The following is a 19,223-nucleotide window of genomic DNA, read 5'->3' on the forward strand; positions in this document are numbered from 1 at the left end:
AAACGGCCTCGTTCCTCAGCCGCCCTTGACTAGACAAATAACAAAACAAAAAAGCATTTGAAATCGAAAGAAAAAACGTAACTGTTTAGGTAGCCCATTCAAAAGTACCTTGTAGAACAGTTTCGATCTTACGAATGATGTTTTGGTTCCTTTTTCGGATTGTAGAAATGAAACCAGCGATACGGGCGTAGACATTAGCCCCACCGATACTTCGGAAGCAATTACTGATTTTCTGTTTTACCTTGGCGGCTCTTAGGTCACGCTCGGCCTGATTATTGGTGAAGGGTACCCCTGACTCGAATGCAAATGCAAGCACGGCCTCTTGATGCAGCATCAAGCGCTGTAATAAGTTACGCCCAGTCGTCCTTTTGGCTCTGCCCAAGCGGCCATTCGATTTGATAAAGCAGATAGGGGGATGTTCCTCTTGGTCAGCCTGTTGGCAAATTTGCTGGTAGCGGCTTCGCCAATGTGGCTGTTGGTCAGCAGGAATCGGGCCATGTCGAGTTATTCGATAGGCATCCATTAAGTACTCGTGCATAGCTTTAGCCCACTGGCGGTCTTGGTCAATGAGGGCTTGCAGTTCTCGTAATAAATGCGCTCCACAGAGGCTGTGCCGCCCTTTGCCCACTGTAAAATAAGAAGCCCAACAGTCATGAACCGTCCAATTCACACATTCGGAAAAAATACTGTCCTCAGACAAAAGGGCTTGTTGACCTCGTTTGTCGTGAACAAAAAAGTATGTTTGTAGATGGTTACTAGCTAAATGAAGCCATTTTAGGCCCCCTTCAATGCGTAGCCCCGTTTCATCAAAGTGGCAGACAGGGGCTGCTTTAAGCTGCTCTTTAATTTGAAATTCAATCGGAGCTAACTGTTGATAAAGCTTGGCTTGAGCATTGCTTAGGGTAGCAGGATTATAGGCATAACCCGTCAAATCAGCCCATAATTGGCTTATTTTTGAGAAGGGTAAACGATAATCAACATTGAGCACAATGCTTTGGGCATGAATGCGAGCACCATATTGAACTGGCGCCACTACATCCGAAGGAAACTCACCAACTTGCTTGTGGCCACATGAACAACGGTGAGCCACCACTTGGTGTTCGCTTACCCACAAATGAGTAGCTGGTAAATCAAACACCTGACGGCGGCAAACCACTTGTCCATCACCTTGTAAAGCAAGGCCACAGTTGCCACAGTGGGTAGCACTATGAATATGAATCTCGTCAGGATGCTCTACCAATTGAAGGGTTTTGCCTGCATGACCATGCTGGCCCCCTGGCTTTTTGCCTGACGATTTTGCAAGCGCTGCTTTAATCAGAGGCTTCTTGGAATAACCTTCGCTGGAAGGTGGTTTGTGTAAGTTGGAAGAGTTTTGACCAAGTTGACGACGCAAGTCCGCATTTTCCGCCTCTAACTCCTCAATACGAAGCAGTAAGCGGTTTACTGACGCCTTCAACTCTGATATTTCTTTGACCAACTCTTCCATAATTTCACCTATGCAAATAGCGTACCTAAATAGTTACGAAAAAACTAAATTTGGCCAAAAATAATCATTAGACAGAGTTTGTATTACACTCCCAAAAATGTGGGGGAATATGTATTCGTAAGGCACTTAATGAACGCATGAGCATCGTAAAAGATGACCTTCGAGAGAGGAGTTTTTTGAGTTTAGTTTCAGCTTCAAATTTATCTTGTTCGTTCGAATTTATCTGAGCTCCTTGCCATTGGATGATTGTAGTTAAAATTTCATCTCGCTTTTTTGCAATTAAATGACGTAGATGAGCGGTTTTCTTCTTGGATGCTTCATCGCCTCCATTATGAATTTTATCTAAAAGCTGTGCGGTATTTACTGCTTTTAGATTATTGCTGTCCCGTGCTTTAAAAGCGGTTTCTCCTCCAAATAAAGTTGTGTATAAAATCTCTTTTTCTACATCATCCTCGTCAGCACAAGGGTCTAAATACCCTCCTTCTGGATCTTTACGAGGTTTTAGCATATTCGCGTCATGGTCGGCAGGGTAGAGGTTAGTCCACTCGTATTTGAGCTCAGGGTGTTGTGCAAATGCCTTTGCTTTGAAATGTTCCACATCCATTGCCCATGAATTTTCGTAACGTTTCTCGGTTAGGTAGCATTTAGCAAAAAAATCGCGGTCGAAAGCCTCAAATAAATCTTCGCTACGGTAATCAACGTTACATTCAGGTTTGCTTAGTTTTTTGCGTTCATCCTCTGGATGGTTTTTGTACGCAATCAACTCATCAAGGTAATTTTTAATTTGGATTGTTTGCAGTGATGCAGGTGCCGCACCACGTCGGATATTAATCATCGCGATGGTGGTCTATTGTATTTCTAAAATCATAGATTCTAACTCCAACTGCATAGCAGGTGATAAGTAAGCTTCATTTTCTGTCAATACTTCTTGTAATCTTTCTTTACGTTTTTGTGGATTAGCCTCCGTTTTAACGATATGGTTGATTTGTTCAAAAATATCATCGGCAATATTTGAGTATTCATTATCAAGTCCAAAATGCGAAACCATAAGCTCAGAAAAGCTGCTTCCCACAACTCGTTCAGATTCAGTAGTTTTGGTCGTAAGGTCAAAAATGGTTGCCTTCTCCAGGCTTGAAACAACCGCAGGAGAGTGGGTGGCGACTACAAATTGAATATTGGGGAATAAGCTGGTAAGCAAAGGCATTACCTCGTATTGCAGTTTTAGATGCAAATGCGTTTCGGGCTCGTCAATTAAAACAATTCCACATGGATTGTAGCTAAAGTCTTTTACTTCCTTACGGATAATATCGACGCGCATAAATAAATCCATAAGAATGCTTACCAACGCAGAAAATCCGTCAGAAAGATGGTCGAACGTAATTCGTTGGCCACTTGAAAGCTGAATCTCAAAGTCGAAATTCTCTTTCATAAACACCAATTCAAGAGCAGAATCCTCCAAAATCCGCTGTAAACTATTTGTTATCAACTGGAAAAAACGTTCCGTTTCGGCAATTTTCTCTTTGTTATTGTCTAAAATATCAAAGGCTTGATTGACCTTCTTGTTGACGAGGTACTGCTTGAATTGTTTTACAAAGAATTCAGACGAATTTTCTTGGTTCAGTTGTTCCAAAAACTCTATTTCTTGCGTGACCGTAGTTACTTTTTCGGGTTTGCTTTGGCGGCTAGACTTTAGGAAGGAATAGGTGATATACTTTGAATTCAATAAGGACGGCTCGTTATTAAAACCTATATCGATGTTTTTGATTTGTTGTATTTCTACCTTCCACCTAGAAATTTTTGGTGTTTTGGGGTTTGCTTTTGCGAGTCCTTCAAGTTGGCGGATATGTTCACCTGGACCCGTACTAGAGTAATATTGAAACAAGTGGCTATCCAAAGAACTTAAAATTGTACTTTTTCCTGAGCCATTTCTCCCCGTCAGAACCAAATGCGAGAACGGCTTATCGTCGTTAAGGAGAATGTCAAAGTTTTGATATGTATAGCAATCGTTTACGTGGATATGGGTAATATAGGGAAAGTCCTCAGGTGTATGCATGGGATTCATTGATTCTTTCAACAAAAATAGTAAAAGTTGTTACTCCTGCTAGATAGCTGGGTAATTATGGCCAATCTCTCCCTTTTTTGTAAGTTGCAACAAAAACAGATTAACCATTTCAAAACATGCTTAAACTTGGATTTGTGAGTGCCATCTTGGCCGATTTTGGGTACGAACACGTGATTGATTTTGCCGCCAACCACGGCTTTTCGTGTGTAGAAATGATGTGCTGGCCCTCCGATAATGCCGATGCGCGCCGCTATGCGGGGGTGGCGCACATCAACGCCGAGCGGGTGCTGACCGACAGCGCCTACGCCCAAAATTTGGTGTATTATGCCAAAGAAAAAGGAATTACGATTTCGGGCTTGGGCTATTATCCCAACCCCATGGACCCCGATGCCGAAAAGGCAGCTTATTTCCGTGAGCACATCAAAACCCTCATTAAGGCGGCGGCAAAGCTAGGTTTGCAGAATGTCAATACGTTTGTTGGGCGTGACCCGTCCAAAAATGTGACCGAAAACCTCAAGACTTTTGGCCAAGTGTGGCCCGAAATTATCAAGCTTGCCGAGGAACATAACGTGAAGATTGGTATCGAAAATTGCCCCATGTTTTTTACCAACGACGAGTGGCCTGGAGGCAAAAATTTGGCTACGACGCCCGCGATTTGGGACCGAATGTTTGAAATTATTCCAAGTCCTATTTTAGGACTGAACTACGATCCGTCGCACATGATTTGGCAGATGATGGACGAAGCCAAGCCAATTTATGATTATAAAGACCGCTTGCACCATATCCACCTCAAAGACGCAAAAGTGTATAAAGATAAGCTCGACCGCGTAGGAATTATGGCCAATCCGCTCGAATACCATAGCCCCAAACTCCCAGGCTTGGGTGATGTCAATTGGCGAAAATTCTTTGCGGCCCTGACCGACGTGCGCTACCGTGGTCCTGTGTGTATTGAGGTAGAAGACAAGGCGTATGAAGGCAGCATCGAAGATGTGAAGTCCGCGATTTTGACCAGCCGAAACTATTTGCGCCAGTTTTTGGGTTAATCCAAAAAACATTTCCATGAGAATCGAAGAAATCACGCTACGAAATTTTCGTAATTTTCAAGAGCAGACCGTTCAGTTCCCTAGCCTTTTTACTGTAGTCATTGGGGAAAATGGAAAGGGAAAGTCCACGCTGTTGCAATCACTAAAGGTGGCAGCGGGGACTTTTTTGCTGGGGTTGAAGGAGGCCGAAAGGATTCATATTCTTTCAGAAGATATTCGTAGGGTTGATTTGAATACACGATTTGTGCCCCAATTCCCCTGTGAGTTCATGGTAAAGGGGGATTTTTATGGACAACCTGTGGCTTGGAAACGAAGCAAAAATACGCTCGACGGACGTACCACTTCTGCCGATGCTAATGAACTAATTGGCTTTGCGCAAGTGATAGAACAACGGGTGAATGAAAATTTGGAAGAAAAAGTAAATCTCCCTGTGCTTGGATTTTTTAGTACAGCACGACTATGGGCAGAATCAAAACAGACGTTTAAGCTGAAAACGAAAGGGTCTCGTTTGAAAGACGGCTATGCTCGCTGCCTTGACCAACGCTCCGACCGTATCACTCCGATGGAGTGGATAAAAAGTAACTACTATAAACAGCTCAAGGGAATCGACTCGCAAGGGCTTTTGAAGGCTGTTTTGGAGGCAATAAGTACGTGTATTCCCAACTGGACAGCGGAGGAGTGGGATGAAGATACCGATGATTTGTTCGGAACACTTCTTACGCCCGATGGGCAATCGAGCAAGATGCCACTGTATTACCTCAGCGACGGTTTGCGTACCATGGCGGGACTTGTCGCTGAGATTGCCTACCGTTGTGTCATACTCAATAGCCATTTAGGAGAAGAGGCTGTAAGGCAAAGTAAAGGTATTGTGCTGATTGACGAATTGGATATGCACTTACACCCCAATTGGCAACGGCACGTAGTCAATGACTTAAAAACGGCTTTCCCGAATATACAATTTGTCGCTACGACCCATTCGCCTTTTATTGTACAGTCACTGAATAGCAATGAGTTAATCAATTTGGATGCTGTTTCGGATGTGTCGCCCAAAGAATTGACCGTCGAGGAAGTGGCTCAAGAAATAATGGGCGTAGAAAGTGCTTACAGTATTGAAAACACTCAGCAAGAACAGCTAAGTAAAACGTATTTTGAGACATTAGAAACGGGTACATTAGCTGAATCCACCACGCGAGATACATTGAATGAAATAGAAGCCCAAATAGCCGACCCCGCAATGAGGGCACTGCTTCAAATGAAGAAGCTTAAAAAGCAACTTAATCCTGAACAACCACTATGAGACCTATTTTTCGTGGGCCAGTGCCTATCGACGAAAACGGGCAGGTGAAAGTAGTGAGTGACTACAAGGATTGGCGAATGGACTTGGTGGAACGAATTGGGAACTATTGCTCGTACTGCGACATGGTACTAAACGATAGTCCTCAAGTGGAGCACGTAGTACCTAAAAATTCCCGGCCTAATCAGCCCCAAGGTTCTTTGCTGGCGTGGGATAACATGGTGCTAGCGTGTGGGCCGTGTAATAGAGCCAAAAGTAATAATCCGTGTGGAACGAATACCCATTATCTACCCGATTTTCACAATACAATATTGGCATTCGAAACAAGAAATGTTTCTTATCGTAATAAAAATGCCTGTATTATTACGGTCAAATCGGGTTTGATGCCTGCTCAAGTGATTAAAGGTCAAAATACCGTTAATCTCTGCCAGCTAGATAAAGTGGTAGTGACCCCTCGGGCAACGGATTTGCGGTGGAAATATCGTTTTGAAGCCCTACAAATGGCTAAGTACTGGCGAAATGAATGGGATAGTTGGGGACAAACTACTCCTGCGTTTTTGAAACTACTTCAAACGGCAGCTATTTCAAAAGGCTTTTTTATGGTTTGGTACGAAGTTTTTTCGGAAGTACCCACAGTAGTAAAAGCGCTTATAGAAGCATTTCCAAATACGGCGGTCGATTGCTTTGATGAACAACAAGGGTATAGGCTCAAGCGTCGAAACCCCGCTGATTTTTAACAACCACTCCATGAATCGCAACCTACAAGATGGGCTGAATTTTTTATCCAAACTCACGCGCAAGCGGGTTTGGAACGCCCTCAAAGTTATTTATAGCTTCTACGAATCGAAGTCCACGGGCAAAGCCTTGCATCGTGGACTTCCGATGAGTATTTCGTTTGAACCTACCACTTCGTGCAATTTGCGCTGTCCCGAATGCCCCAGCGGTTTGCGGTCGTTTACGCGGCCTACGGGAATGTTGGACGGTGATTTGTTCAAACGCACCATCGACGAACTTGCTGATACTCTTTTGTACCTCATTTTTTATTTTCAAGGGGAACCTTACTTGCATCCTAAGTTTTTGGAATTGGTCAGTTATGCCTCCAAAAAAGGGATTTATACCGCTACTTCCACCAATGCACATTACTTAACCGATGCAGCGGCCCGTCGCACGGTGGAAAGCGGCCTCGACCGTTTGATTGTGTCCATCGACGGCACAACGCAGGAGGTGTATCAGCAGTACCGAGTAGGAGGGAAGTTAGAAAAAGTGTTGGAAGGAACGCGTACCATCTTAAAATGGAAGAAGCAACTCCGCTCGAAAACGCCACACGTTGTTTTTCAGTTTTTGGTCGTGCGTCCCAACGAACACCAAATTGAAGATGCCAAACGCCTCGCAAAAGAAATTGGGGTGGATGAAATAGGCTTTAAAACCGCTCAAATTTACGAATACGAGCAAGGCGACCCGCTTATCCCGACGATTGATAAGTACTCTCGCTATGCCCAAAATACCGACGGCACCTACCGAATCAAGAATAGCCTCGACGGACATTGTTGGAAAATGTGGCATTCGTGTGTCATTACGTGGGATGGGAAAGTAGTGCCTTGCTGCTTCGATAAAGACGCTCATTATCGTCTTGGCGACGTGTCTGAAACTTCTTTTCAAACCCTTTGGCAAAGTAAAGCCTACACCGATTTTCGTCAAGCTCTGATTCGCTCCCGTTCTGAAATTGAAATGTGTAAAAATTGCACCGAAGGAACGCAGGTGTGGGCGTAGAGGTAAGGGGCAAATGAGCAAATAAGGCAAGGAGCAAGTGGGCAAATGAGGCAAGCTTGCAATTTGCCCTTGCCAATTGTAAACTTGCCTTTTAAGTTGCAGAGCAATAGCTTCGGGGTATTTTCTTTTGTGCAATTCGTTGACTTTGAACGGGTAACGATTAACTGTTAACTTGTGCTTTAGCACTTATAAAAATCCCGTCACCTCTTTCCAGACGTTTTCCAGTACAGGAATTCCCTGTTGACTGTTTTTGAGTCGGGTGGCTAGTACTCGCTCGCTTGGGTAGCTTACGTGGCCTTGCTCTTTGATGGGAACGGAGGTTTTATAATCTTCAATAATGGCGTCAATGGTTGAAGAAATGCTTGAAAAGTTGCTTAGTTTCGACAAATCGAGCGCAATAAAAATCTGAGAAGAAGCCATTTCGGCGGGCTTTTGCGTGATTTCGTGCGTGGCTAATCCATTGGCTAAAGTAGCGGCCAAGACATCCAACAAAAACGAAAGTCCAGCGCCTTTCCAAAAACCAACGGGCAACGACCGCCACGACTCCAAAATTTTGTCAGGCTCGTCGGTGAGGTTCCCGTCTTTGTCGTAACCTCCTACGACCGACAGCTTTTCATTTTTCATAACGGCCAATTCCATTGCTCCAAACGAATACTGCGACATGGCCATGTCGAGCACGATGGCTTCGTCGCCGTAGGGAGCGGCAAATACCAACGGATTGTTGCCTAGTTTGGGATTGGTGGCTCCCCATGCAGGCATGTTGGCGGTGGTATTGGTCCAGCCGATGAACGCAAAACCCGCTTTCGCTGCTTGCCAGCCGTACGCCCCACCGCGCATCCAGTGGTTAGTATTGGCCAACGCTACGCATCCGATCCCGTGTTTTTGGGCCAATTTCATGGCACGTTCAGTAGCGAAAATGGCGTTGGAAGGCCCCGCTCCCAAATTTCCATCCCACTGCTCAATGCCCCCAAAACGGTGAACTATCGTCGGTTTGGCGTCGGGAATCACATAACCGTTGCGAACGTATTGGATGAAGCGAGGGAAACGGTTGATGCCGTGGGTATAGATTCCGTCAACACTATTCTGCGTAAAAGTCATGGCACATTCTTCGGCTCTTTTTTTGGGGAATTGATGTTGCAAAAGAATCCGTTTGAGCGTTTTGTGCATTTTATCCGCAGGAATGGTAAGGAGTTTGGGAGTTGACATAAGTCTTCTTTTTCAGTTAGTTACACGTCTAAAATATGGCGACCTACTTCCCCAATACGTTCACTTGTTTCTTGGGTAATGTAGCGCTTTTGGTCAATTTGCTGAGGTTGGTCGCGGGTACAAAAATAACTGTGTATGCTGCGACGGTCGCGGTCGGTGAAGTTGGTCGTGCCCCCATGCCAAACGTGCGAATTAAAAATAAATACCGAACCCGCAGGCGCAATGATGCGAATTTCGTCGGGATGTTTGTCGTTGGGGTCGGCCATAGCTTCGTCGGGCAGGGCGCTGCCCTTGTGGGTTTTGGGAACGATGCGGGTGGAGCCGTTTTGTTCCGTAAAATCGTCTAACAACCAAATGCTGTTGCACACCTTAAAAGAACCGTCGGCGACGGCATTGCGCCAATCGACGTGGAGTTTTTGATGGCCTTTCCCAGGCTTGGCGGCACGGTAATTGAGCGACGACAACTTAAATTCGTGCCCCAAAACGGCTTCAATTCCTGCTAATACCCGTGGATGCGTGTAAAAAATGTCAAAATCGGAGCCTTTGTTGACCAAATCGGCCAAGCGGTCGGCCCCTTCTTCTTTGGGGTGACGAATGTATTTGGAATCGGCCAATTCCGACCCCGCATTTTCACCTTCGTTGTTCATCAACTCCGCAAGTCGGTCGTTGACTTGTTTTACTTGTTCGGGGGTAAGTAACTGCCCTAAGTTAAGGTAACCGTTGGTGTCCAAAAACTCAATTTCTTCCTTGGTAAGCATTGTTTACTGTCGTTAAAAGCAGCGTTTATAAAATAGTAGAAACCAAAACGGGAACATTTCTACTGCACCGTGAAGCGGGTTACTCCCAACCCGCCTATTGCGTCGAAAGGTCAGGGTATGAGTACCCTGACGCACTGTGAAGCGGGTTGCTCCCAACCCGCCTTTTGTGCTGAATGGTCAGGGTATGAGTACCCTGACGCACTGTGAAGCGGGTTGCTCTCAACCCGCCTTTTGTGCTGAATGGTCAGGGTATGAGTACCCTGACACACCGTGAAGCGGGTTGCTCCCAACCCGCCTTTTGCGTCGAATGGTCAGGGTATGAGTACCCTGACACACAGTGAGCTTATTCCCCGCCCAATGGGTTAGGCGTAGTGATGTTGGCACCGAAAAACAACGCGTTGAAAAACATCTTTTCGGTCCCGTACCAAATTCCACGGAAACTGGGGTTGTCGGAGAAAAGAATGACGCGCCCGCTTCCTTCTGGAGCTATAACAACGGCGGCGGAACTGCTGATTTTTTTCAACGATTGAGGATGTACATAGCCCGTCAAATAGGGCTTGTCGGAATATTGAACCACCGTGTTATAAGGACTCGCTGAGGGTTCTAAAAAGGTATTATTGTTGCGATAAAGGGCAATTTTGCGGTTTTTGTAGCCGAAGCCAATGGGGTGCGTAATGTCCAAATCAGCCTCAAAAATGGCTCCTCCTGTATTTTTTGAGCCTTCCGAAGCGACGGCATCTTCGTAGTTAATACGCCCGCGTTTGGCCAGTGCTGCCGAATCGGCCTTGGTGTTTGTCCGTAATTTCTCTTTGACAATGTCGCTGCGAATCGCCCATTCGGAAGCCGTTTTAAGGGTTACGAGCGTACCGCCGTTGGCTACCCATTGCTTGATTTTAGGCGCGAGCGCACGGTCGTATTGTCCCGAAACCAGCACAATGACGTTGTACTTGCTGAGGTTGAGCCGTGGAAGCATCCCGACATCGACTTTAGTAATAGGCATTCCTACGTGCGTATCGAGCCAATACCACACTTCGCCTACTTCGTTGCCATTTACCCCCTGACCCACCGCAATGAGCGCTTCGGGTTTGGTTACTTTTTGGAAAGTGTTACTTCCCAAATCGACCCCCATTTGGCTATAACCCGTCGGTACACCTACAAACGAAACGCCTGCTTCCTGGCCAGCCGCTTTGATGGCTTCGTAAAGAGCATCGGGCGAAAGGTTTTGGGTTTCAACGGGCACCATCAACGCCCCGTGGCTGTACGATTTGTCCCCAATCTTAAATGATTTGGTGGCAACTTTGACCAAAATACCTTGACTTACCAAACGATATAGCGCTTTGGTCGCCATAAAATCGGAGTAGTCGAGCAAGTAAGCGTAGGGTGATTTGGTAGGAATAGTTACCGTCGATTGCACAAACTCTTGGCCAATGCGCGCTCCCTTTGTAATTGGTGTACGAACCTCGCCTTGGGCTAATCCAAACGCTAACGGTAAGTTCCACGCTGAAGCGTCATAAAAAAGGCTATCGGCAAATTTGGTAGGTTTCTCAAACACACTTTGCACGAGGCGGTACTGGGGCTGAGCAGTGGGAACAAAGAGGGCTTTCCCTTTTTCATATACCTTTCCGTCGATGGTGAGGTTGTCGGTCAATTGGTAACATTCGATGTGGTGGTGCAACAGCGTTTGCGTAAAACGGCGTAGGCGCGTTGCGTCCACATTTTCACCTACTACGTAGCCTTTGATGGCGTTTTTGTTCCCTTCCGAAATGGCCGAAGCAAAGAACTCACGTTGGAATTTGAGCAAATTTGGGCGCTCGTCCACGGCAGCTTGGCAGGTCGCCAAGGCGCAAACGAGTTGGTTGCGTATCGTAAACGCGAAGGTAACGGGGCCGTTGGGGCTGTCTTGTACAAAACCCCGCGAGCTTGCCTGTTCAAACAACAACCCCAGTCCACCTTCCATGTCGGGGTAGCTGGAGCCGTAGCCTGGGTACAAGTTATCAAACGACTCTTTGGTATAATAAAACGACCCAATGGAGTTCAAGGCTTTTTCGTAGTATTTGGCAAATTTCCCGTTGAGGGTTTTATAAACGTACTGCGGCACGAGTGGGTTTTCGGCGTTTTCTTTGGTGGGTTCAAAGAAAAAAGTGGCGTTAGTGCCCATTTCGTGGTGGTCGGTGACGACGTTGGGGAGCCATTGGTGGTAAAACTTCAAGCGGTTCTGGCTTTCGACGTGGACAGCTAAGTACCAGTCGCGGTTGAGGTCAAACCAGTAGTGGTTTGTGCGGCCGCCAGGCCATACTTCGAGGTGTTCGCGGTCGTTGTTGTCGGATACCAGAGGAGTGCCACGGTGTTGGTTGACCCAACTCACAAAACGGTCGCGCCCGTCGGGGTTGAGCACGGGTTCAATCAACACCACCGATTCGTCCAACATCTTTTTGGCGTCTTCGTCTTCACTGGCAGCAAAATAATACGCCGCCAAAATCATGGCTTCTCCTCCCGACGTCTCATTGCCGTGAACGTTGGCCCCGAGCTGAACAAAAACGGGCATTTTGGCTACGTCGGGCATGGCCGCGTTGGGGTCGGTGAGTTTTAAGTGCTCGTTTTGTAATTCGGGCAACTTGGCCATGTTGGCGGGCGACGAAAAAAATACAACCAAATGTGGGCGCTTTTCGTAGGTTTCTCCAATGACTTTCACCTGCACGCGCTCCGACAGGCGGTCGAGTTCGTACAGGTAAGCCACCAAGCGGTCGTAGCGGGTTTGGTAATCGCCAATCGCGTGCCCCAAAAACTGTTCGGGGGTGGGTATCGAAGGATTAAATTTTTTGTTGGGGAAAAAGTAACCGTTTTGGGCATGAAGGCACAGGGTCACGCCCATAAAAAAGGCAAGAAAAAGTTGACTCATACGAGTAAGTAAATGGTTTGAAGTGAAGTTAGAAGGGCAATAGACAAATATACGTATTTCAGGTTATTGAAAACTTTTTTAAATAAAACTGATAAAACAGTTGTATAACTGAAAAATCAGGTGTAAGTTTGAGGCATGGAAGAACTAACACGCACAGAAGAGCGCATCATGCAAATCATTTGGGATTTGGAACGATGCTTTGTCAAAGACATTATTGAGCGACTCGACGACGAGCCTAAGCCACCTTACAACACGATTTCTTCGGTCGTTCGTATTTTGGAGAAAAAAGGGTTTGTTGGGTTTAAAGCCTACGGAAAGACGTACGAATACTTTCCTATCATCCCCAAAGAGTCGTACGGAAAACAAACCTTTCACAAGGTATTGGCCAATTATTTTGATAATTCACCCGCTAGTTTATTGTCGTTTATGGTCAATGACAAAACGTTGGACGCGGCTGAAATAGAACGACTTCGCCAATTTATAAACAACCAGTAAGATGCTGCTCTTGCTCTATTTGCTCAAAGTGTCGGCCTGTTTGGGGCTATTTTATGGGTTGTACTATTTCGTATTTCGACGATTTACCTTTCATCGTCTCAATCGAATTTACCTGCTGCTGACTTTAGGGTTGAGTTTTATGATTCCGTGGGTAGAAATAGAGCAAAAGCGAATTGTGGACGTCGTTCCCGTAGCGCAAGAACCTGTCGCTGAGCCACAACGTGAGGTGGTTGAGCAAAGTGCCCAATCGTTGGATGTGAAGTCTAGTGACTTGATTAGTAGTGAATTAAATAAAAATGAGCCTCTCCCTGAAAAGAAGCATTGGTTAGCAACGCTGACGTGGGAACAAGGGAGTATAGTGGGGTACGTTATGGGTCTTTTGGTGTCTTTGGTTGTGTTGACCCGACGACTATCGAAAATTGCACTTTTGAGCAAAAAATGCCAAAACGACGCCAACAAAGACTGGGTAGAAGTATCGGAACCTTTTACTGCTGCCTCGTTTTTTGGGGTTGTCTTTATGAATTCACAGGCGCTCACCGAAGAAGAAACACAGCAAGTGTTGTTGCACGAGCAAATGCACGCTCGGCTGTTTCATTCCGTAGATGTGCTGCTGATTGAGCTATGTAAAGTGATTTTATGGTTTAATCCCGCCATATATTTCTATAAAAAATCGCTTGCCGAAATCCATGAATATGAGGTAGATGCGCAGCTAGCGGCTCGCTTTGATGCCAAAACCTACGCTTATTTGATTTTGAAATTGGCGACCCAATCGTCACATTCTCTGGTCCATTCTTTTGGAAAACATCCCGTCACAAACCGTATTCATTTTTTATTTCAAAAACCAACTTCTGCCATGAAAAAACTATTGTATGCTTTTGGATTACCGCTGGGAGTAGCGGGAGTTTTGGCCTTTGCGCCGCGTAAAGAAGTGCTTATATATAACGAACTATCAGCAACGACTACCCCCAAAGAAGTACCCGCGAAAACGTATCCTTTGAGAGTTCATGATAAACATGTTTGGTGGTATTTTAAGCAACAAAATATGGAATCAATGGAGGCTTTCGGTGAAAGTAATCTGACATTGAATGACTTGTGTATGCTGGAATCAGGCGGGGTATATTACGTTGTGAATCCTAATTCCATGAATCTCAAAGATATTGCTGAAGTCAATCGGTTGATTGGTAATCGGTGGAAGGTAAAAGTTGAAGTGCTAGAACATTCTTTTGATTCGAATGGTAAACTAGATAAAATTAGTTTAGCCGTTAAAAATCTAAAAACCAACCAATCTACCAAGCCTGAAGCGATTGATATGGTCAAAGCCAGAGAATTGGGTAAACAAGGTGGTTATTTGGAGATTAGTATAAGAAATCCATATTGGAAACCACAGATAGCGTTGATTTATGGTGACAAATCTCTCAAAATCAGCCAATGTACTAAGAATGCTAAGGAGCATGAGGCGGGTGGAGTAGTTGGGGAGATGTCAATGTTAAAACTTAGCCAAGACCAAATTAAATACACGGTCTATCCTGACAAAATTTCTATTCCAACTCTTCAAAAAGTACAAAGGTATTTCAAGGAAGAAGGGTTTGAATTGAAAATTAGAGATGAAAAATATACAAAAGAGGGAGAACTGGCTTCGCTGACGTTAGACCTTTACAACGAAAATGGAGGAATCGGCAATTACACAATCGTATTGGATGACCTTCGACATTTCGTTTCTTGGAATAATGGGAAGGGGGAAAAAGACAGATTTGATGAAGCGCTGATACTTAGGATAAATAAGATTACAGGAAAAGCAAAAATTGAGATTGGTTCAGACTGGACTGAGTCTATGAAAAAGCATGGGCGTTTAGAACCTTTTGAACCTCAAAAAACGGCTCAAGACGAACGCCTTCCTGATGAAAATTCATATACAGAATTCAATAAGATTGTGCAGGAGATGCGCTCAAAGGATATTTTCTTCAAACGAGTTGAGATTACATCAAAAACAGACGGGATAAAACAGATGTTGATTTTTGCCCGTGGGGGCGAGGGGACTGCCGCAACGGGTTTGGTTATTGGGATGGGCAAATCCCCGATTTATTATTTGGATGGTATGAAGGTGCAAGAGGAAGTTGTGAAGTCGCTAAAGCCATCTTACATAAAAAAAGTGGATATACTCGAACCTGAGTACAATCGATACCCTGCTTTTGTAAAGAAACACAAGTTAGATGTGAAAAATGAAAAAATTGTGTGGATGGAAAGAAAGGCGTTTGATTTCAAAAAAGTCCCAGCTCCCAAGCTTGATCGGAAACTATCGCTTCGCTCAGGGCCTGTGGATACCATACGTACTTTTCTACCAGCAAATGAATTGGGCGAAAATCCGTTAGTTTTTATCAATGGAGAAGAATTTCCAGCAAGTGTCCTGACGCGCGTTGATCCAAGTAAATTTGGGATGACTTACATAGCAAAGCCAAATGACTCTAAAGCCATTTTAAAATACGGAATTCGGGCAGTGGACGGCGTGGTGGATATAAAAACGATTGATGATTGCTTTTTCAAAACGGAACAAGAACGAATGTTAGCTGTAGAAAACATGAGGAAAATGCTGAATACGACGAATAAACGATTGAGTAAGCGTTTTCTTAAAAACAATGAGGGCAATGAGGTGATGATGATTGTCGTGCGAGGTTTTGTGTATGATCAACCATTTTTTTCGGGTTTTGAAAAAAATGCTAAGCTGATTTACATGTTGGATGGAAAACCCGTACAAGAGGAAGAGATTAATCGTTACGATGGTAAGTTTTACTCAGCAGTTTCGTGGAAAAAAAGTGACTGTAAATCCAAATTTGAAGAACAATACGCTGCACTTATTGACGGATACGACGGGGGAATTGCGCTAAAAACGACCCGCTAAAAATTACTTTTAAGTAGTTGGGCATAAGTTTTCGGGTTTTAGTAGTTTACATTGCTTCGGAGAAGCGCAACCTTTGTAGTAGTAGAGGGGCATCCATGCAACCCTTTTGCTTCGGAGAAGCATAACAAAGCATCAAGTTATGCTTCCGCACAGGCGGCCCTGTCCGAAGCAAAATTAAAAAATTACCTGTTGCTACTACAAATGTTGCGCCTCTACCGAGGCGGCTTTGAATTACTCTAAAACTTTTGCTTTATTACTTAATGGCAAAATAGGCCAAAATGAGCGTTTTTTCCTACATTTGGGTAAGTTACACTTTTTCTTAACCCAAACTATGAAAAAAACGCTCTACACCGCAGTGCTTTTGGTGGGATTAGGCATGGTTAGTTTTGCCCAATCCAAAAAAGCGCCCAAACTTACCCCCGAACAAGCCCGCCTCGAAAAACTCAAACAAGAGGCCGTGGCTGGCGTTGAGAAACGCGCAGAGTTGGGACAGCAAATCAACGATATGCTCTTCAGTTTTTCGGAACTTGGTTTCCAAGAATTTGAAAGTTCGCGTTATCTGACTGAATTGCTACAAAAAAATGGCTTCACCATCGAACGTGGTATTGCCAACATGCCCACCGCATGGCTCGCCAAATGGGGTAGTGGTAAGCCCATCATCGCCATTGGCTCCGACGTGGACTGTATTCCTAAAGCGTCCCAAAAACCTGGGGTAGCCTATCAAGACCCCATCGTGACGGGCGCACCTGGCCACGGTGAAGGGCACAACTCGGGACAAGCCCTCAATATCATTTCGGCGTTGGCGGTCAAAGACATCATGGAGCGGGAAAAAATCCCAGGCACGTTGGTGTTGTGGCCAGGCGTAGCCGAAGAATTGGTAGGAGCGAAGGCATTTTACATTCGCGATGGTTATTTCAAGGACGTGGATGCGTGTATTTTTACGCACGTGGGCGATAATTTAGGCGTTGGCTACGGCGATGCAGGAAACAACGGCCTTGTTTCGGTTCGTTTCAATTTTGAAGGCGCGGCGGCGCACGCGGCGGGAGCCCCGTGGCGCGGTCGGAGTGCGTTGGATGCGGTCGAATTGATGAACGTCGGCTGGAATTTTCGACGCGAACACTTAGAGGTAACGCAGCGTTCGCACTACGTGATTTCGGACGGAGGCGACCAACCCAACGTGGTGCCTTCCAAAGCGGCGGTTTGGTATTATTTCCGCGAACGTACCTATCCTAAAATCAAAAAATTGTTCGACATCGGGGTGAAAGTTGCGGAAGGTGCGGCCTTGATGACCGATACTAAATTTACCTACGAAATTTTGGGATCAGCTTGGCCTGGGCACTTCAACAAGCCGATTGCCGAGACCATGTACCAAAACATCAAAAAAGTAGGATTACCTATGTGGTCAGAAGAAGATCAAATGCTGGCCAAAGCTTCGCAAAAAGAATTGCAAGCGCCTAAAATTTCGGGGTTAGCGACCAAACTAGATACCATTAGCTTGCCAGTGGCTTCGGCGCCTACTCGTATGATGGGCGGGCAAATGATGTCGATTGGAGGAGGGTCTGACGACATTGCGGATATTTCGTGGTCGTTGCCCACCATCGTGCTGCGGTATCCTTCCAATATACCTGGCTTGCCAGGTCACCACTGGGCCAATGCCATTTCAATGGCGACTCCTATCGCGCACAAAGGCGTTGTGTATGGTGCAAAAGCGGAGGCTATGACGCTGATAGACATGCTGTTGAAGCCAGAAATCATCAAAGAAGCGTGGGAGTATTACCGCAACGACCAAACCAAAGAGCAGAAGTACGAACCACTTATTTCGCCCAAAGAAGTCCCTGCAGTGTATTTGAATCGCAACATCATGGAGAAGTTCAAACCTGAGTTGTCGAAGTATTATTATGACCCCACAAAATACAAAACGTATTTGGAGCAATTGGGCATCAAATACCCGACGCTACGTGATGATCAGAAGGAAGATTTGAAAAAAATGAAAGAAAGTGAAAAATAATTGAAAACGATTCCAACCTTTTCCTCAGTAGGTGCGTCTTTAGGGTGGTAGCTACCTATTAACGCTGACATTCCCGTTTGAATATAAAGACATCTATTGGGGTAAACAATAGAAATTAGTGAAAAAGAGCGTGACCTATGGCCACGCTCTTTTTGCTTTACAACAAGTACATTCCGTCGTCTTTTAGCTCAATTTTACGCTCTTTGAGCAATCCGCCCACGGCTTTTTTGAAGTCTTTTTTTGACATTCCGAAGGTTTTATAAATCAATTCGGGAGCTGATTTGTCCGTAAAAGGTAAAAATCCTTGAGCTTCTTGGAGTTGGGTGTAGAGGTCACTTTTACTGCCTTCGATGCGGTTGTACGACTGCTCTACCAGTGCCAAATCAATCTTCTGGTCTTCCCTGATTTTCTTGATATACCCCACCGTAGGCTTTCCTAATTCGATGTTTTTGAAAACCTCGTCGCGGTACAAAACCCCCAAATGCCGCTGATTGATAAGGGCTTTGATACCCATGTCGGTGTATTCGTAGGGCAAAATATCGACTTGCATCCCTTCCGAAAGTTCCGAAATATCTTCCTCCAAAAAGCGTTCAATTTTGGCCGAACCCACAATACGGTCGGTTTTGGTATCGAGGTGGATAAAAATCAAGAAGCTTTTACCCAAGAGCATGTTATCCCGCTGTTGTTTGAACGGAATAAAAAGGTCTTTAGGGAGTCCCCAATCCATAAAAACGCCCAAGGAAGTGACCATCGTGACCGTCAAATACACAAACTCGCCCACCGTTCCGTAGGGCTCAAGTGTGGTACCAATGGCACGGTCTTCGGAGTCGCGGTAGATAAAAACGTCCAAAAAATCCCCGATTTGTATATCGGCTGGAACGTACTGTTTGGGGACCAAAATCTCATCTTCAAATCCATCGAGATAAATCCCAAAATCCAACTGCTTAATGACTTTCAAGCGGTTGTATTGTCCCATTCGCAAACGACGATTTCCCATATTTATAGTTACTTTTTCTAGTTTTTTTGTTATTCTGAGGCACGACGGAGCCGCTCGTGCGGTAATTTACTGGCTTTCTCGTCGGGTTGTGAGCAACCCTCTTCACGTTGGCAACCCTCCCCACGTTAGCGCCCTTCTCACATTCGACCTTCTACACTCGATATTCGCAGCGCTCGTCGGGTTGTGAGCAACCCTCCCCACGAGAGCAATTCTCCACACATTCGACATCGCTCGGATTTCTATGGTTTATGCAAGCGTGCGAGTATAATTTTTGTCATATTTTTGCTGGTGATGCACCACCGAGCAGAT

At 45.3% G+C, this 19,223-nt stretch carries 14 protein-coding genes; 7 read left to right on the forward strand and 7 right to left on the reverse strand.

The window, feature by feature from the left end; genetic code table 11:
- Positions 1-85 precede the first annotated feature (85 nt).
- The 3 genes from tnpC to AC23N5_RS31010 all read right to left on the reverse strand — a co-directional run bounded on the left by tnpC (position 86) and on the right by AC23N5_RS31010 (position 3,539).
- Positions 86-1,486 (reverse strand): IS66 family transposase, encoded by a 1,401-nt coding sequence (gene tnpC, locus AC23N5_RS31000; protein WP_487758501.1) that lies wholly within the window; start codon positions 1,484-1,486, stop codon positions 86-88.
- A gap of 67 nt (positions 1,487-1,553) precedes the next feature.
- Entirely contained in the window at positions 1,554-2,321 is a 768-nt protein-coding gene (locus AC23N5_RS31005) for a hypothetical protein (protein WP_487758502.1), read from the reverse strand.
- Positions 2,322-2,333: 12 nt separating this feature from the next.
- The gene (locus AC23N5_RS31010; protein ID WP_487758503.1) at positions 2,334-3,539 is read right to left on the reverse strand and encodes an AAA family ATPase; all 1,206 of its coding nucleotides are present in this window, start codon (positions 3,537-3,539) and stop codon (positions 2,334-2,336) included.
- Positions 3,540-3,664: 125 nt separating this feature from the next.
- Between AC23N5_RS31010 and AC23N5_RS31015 the strand changes: the two genes are divergently transcribed.
- The 4 genes from AC23N5_RS31015 to AC23N5_RS31030 are packed head-to-tail and all read left to right on the forward strand — an operon-like array spanning position 3,665 to position 7,655.
- The gene (locus AC23N5_RS31015) at positions 3,665-4,591 is read left to right on the forward strand and encodes a sugar phosphate isomerase/epimerase family protein (RefSeq protein WP_487758504.1); all 927 of its coding nucleotides are present in this window, start codon (positions 3,665-3,667) and stop codon (positions 4,589-4,591) included.
- A gap of 16 nt (positions 4,592-4,607) precedes the next feature.
- Positions 4,608-5,888, forward strand: a complete 1,281-nt coding sequence (locus AC23N5_RS31020; RefSeq protein WP_487758505.1) for an AAA family ATPase — start codon at positions 4,608-4,610, stop codon at positions 5,886-5,888.
- Entirely contained in the window at positions 5,885-6,622 is a 738-nt protein-coding gene (locus AC23N5_RS31025) for an HNH endonuclease (protein WP_487758506.1), read from the forward strand. The genes AC23N5_RS31020 and AC23N5_RS31025 overlap by 4 nt, the downstream gene beginning before the upstream one ends.
- Positions 6,623-6,632: 10 nt before the next feature.
- Entirely contained in the window at positions 6,633-7,655 is a 1,023-nt protein-coding gene (locus tag AC23N5_RS31030) for a radical SAM/SPASM domain-containing protein (RefSeq protein ID WP_183971395.1), read from the forward strand.
- Between the two features lie 186 nt (positions 7,656-7,841).
- Here the strand turns inward: AC23N5_RS31030 and yiaK are convergent, their stop codons facing one another.
- The 3 genes from yiaK to AC23N5_RS31045 all read right to left on the reverse strand — a co-directional run bounded on the left by yiaK (position 7,842) and on the right by AC23N5_RS31045 (position 12,518).
- On the reverse strand, positions 7,842-8,861 hold the full coding sequence (yiaK, locus tag AC23N5_RS31035; RefSeq protein WP_487758507.1) for a 3-dehydro-L-gulonate 2-dehydrogenase: 1,020 nt from the start codon (positions 8,859-8,861) through the stop codon (positions 7,842-7,844).
- 20 nt (positions 8,862-8,881) lie between these two features.
- On the reverse strand, positions 8,882-9,619 hold the full coding sequence (locus AC23N5_RS31040) for a phytanoyl-CoA dioxygenase family protein (RefSeq protein WP_487758508.1): 738 nt from the start codon (positions 9,617-9,619) through the stop codon (positions 8,882-8,884).
- Between the two features lie 343 nt (positions 9,620-9,962).
- Positions 9,963-12,518: a M14 family zinc carboxypeptidase gene (locus AC23N5_RS31045; protein ID WP_487758509.1), complete on the reverse strand. Its 2,556-nt coding sequence runs from the start codon at positions 12,516-12,518 to the stop codon at positions 9,963-9,965.
- Positions 12,519-12,653: 135 nt separating this feature from the next.
- On the opposite strand from AC23N5_RS31045, the gene AC23N5_RS31050 reads away from it, so the two are divergent.
- The 3 genes from AC23N5_RS31050 to AC23N5_RS31060 all read left to right on the forward strand — a co-directional run bounded on the left by AC23N5_RS31050 (position 12,654) and on the right by AC23N5_RS31060 (position 17,917).
- Complete coding sequence (locus AC23N5_RS31050; RefSeq protein ID WP_028526247.1) at positions 12,654-13,013, forward strand: BlaI/MecI/CopY family transcriptional regulator; 360 nt, start codon at positions 12,654-12,656, stop codon at positions 13,011-13,013.
- Position 13,014: 1 nt separating this feature from the next.
- Positions 13,015-15,909, forward strand: a complete 2,895-nt coding sequence (locus AC23N5_RS31055) for a M56 family metallopeptidase (RefSeq protein ID WP_487758510.1) — start codon at positions 13,015-13,017, stop codon at positions 15,907-15,909.
- A gap of 331 nt (positions 15,910-16,240) precedes the next feature.
- Positions 16,241-17,917, forward strand: coding sequence for an amidohydrolase (locus tag AC23N5_RS31060; RefSeq protein WP_487758511.1), 1,677 nt, complete (start codon positions 16,241-16,243; stop codon positions 17,915-17,917).
- A 157-nt stretch (positions 17,918-18,074) separates the two neighbouring features.
- Here the strand turns inward: AC23N5_RS31060 and AC23N5_RS31065 are convergent, their stop codons facing one another.
- Positions 18,075-18,914, reverse strand: a complete 840-nt coding sequence (locus AC23N5_RS31065) for a CvfB family protein (RefSeq protein WP_183971404.1) — start codon at positions 18,912-18,914, stop codon at positions 18,075-18,077.
- Between the last annotated feature and the right edge of the window lie 309 nt (positions 18,915-19,223).

The organism is Runella sp. R5_40, from assembly GCF_057652295.1.

Bases quoted from the DNA above. Each gene is read 5' to 3' on its own strand.
- tnpC (WP_487758501.1), bottom strand. From the start codon at position 1,486: ATGGAAGAGTTGGTCAAAGAAATATCAGAGTTGAAGGCGTCAGTAAAC.
- AC23N5_RS31005 (WP_487758502.1), bottom strand. From the start codon at position 2,321: ATGATTAATATCCGACGTGGTGCGGCACCTGCATCACTGCAAACAATC.
- AC23N5_RS31010 (WP_487758503.1), bottom strand. From the start codon at position 3,539: ATGCATACACCTGAGGACTTTCCCTATATTACCCATATCCACGTAAAC.
- AC23N5_RS31015 (WP_487758504.1), top strand. From the start codon at position 3,665: ATGCTTAAACTTGGATTTGTGAGTGCCATCTTGGCCGATTTTGGGTAC.
- AC23N5_RS31020 (WP_487758505.1), top strand. From the start codon at position 4,608: ATGAGAATCGAAGAAATCACGCTACGAAATTTTCGTAATTTTCAAGAG.
- AC23N5_RS31025 (WP_487758506.1), top strand. From the start codon at position 5,885: ATGAGACCTATTTTTCGTGGGCCAGTGCCTATCGACGAAAACGGGCAG.
- AC23N5_RS31030 (WP_183971395.1), top strand. From the start codon at position 6,633: ATGAATCGCAACCTACAAGATGGGCTGAATTTTTTATCCAAACTCACG.
- yiaK (WP_487758507.1), bottom strand. From the start codon at position 8,861: ATGTCAACTCCCAAACTCCTTACCATTCCTGCGGATAAAATGCACAAA.
- AC23N5_RS31040 (WP_487758508.1), bottom strand. From the start codon at position 9,619: ATGCTTACCAAGGAAGAAATTGAGTTTTTGGACACCAACGGTTACCTT.
- AC23N5_RS31045 (WP_487758509.1), bottom strand. From the start codon at position 12,518: ATGAGTCAACTTTTTCTTGCCTTTTTTATGGGCGTGACCCTGTGCCTT.
- AC23N5_RS31050 (WP_028526247.1), top strand. From the start codon at position 12,654: ATGGAAGAACTAACACGCACAGAAGAGCGCATCATGCAAATCATTTGG.
- AC23N5_RS31055 (WP_487758510.1), top strand. From the start codon at position 13,015: ATGCTGCTCTTGCTCTATTTGCTCAAAGTGTCGGCCTGTTTGGGGCTA.
- AC23N5_RS31060 (WP_487758511.1), top strand. From the start codon at position 16,241: ATGAAAAAAACGCTCTACACCGCAGTGCTTTTGGTGGGATTAGGCATG.
- AC23N5_RS31065 (WP_183971404.1), bottom strand. From the start codon at position 18,914: ATGGGAAATCGTCGTTTGCGAATGGGACAATACAACCGCTTGAAAGTC.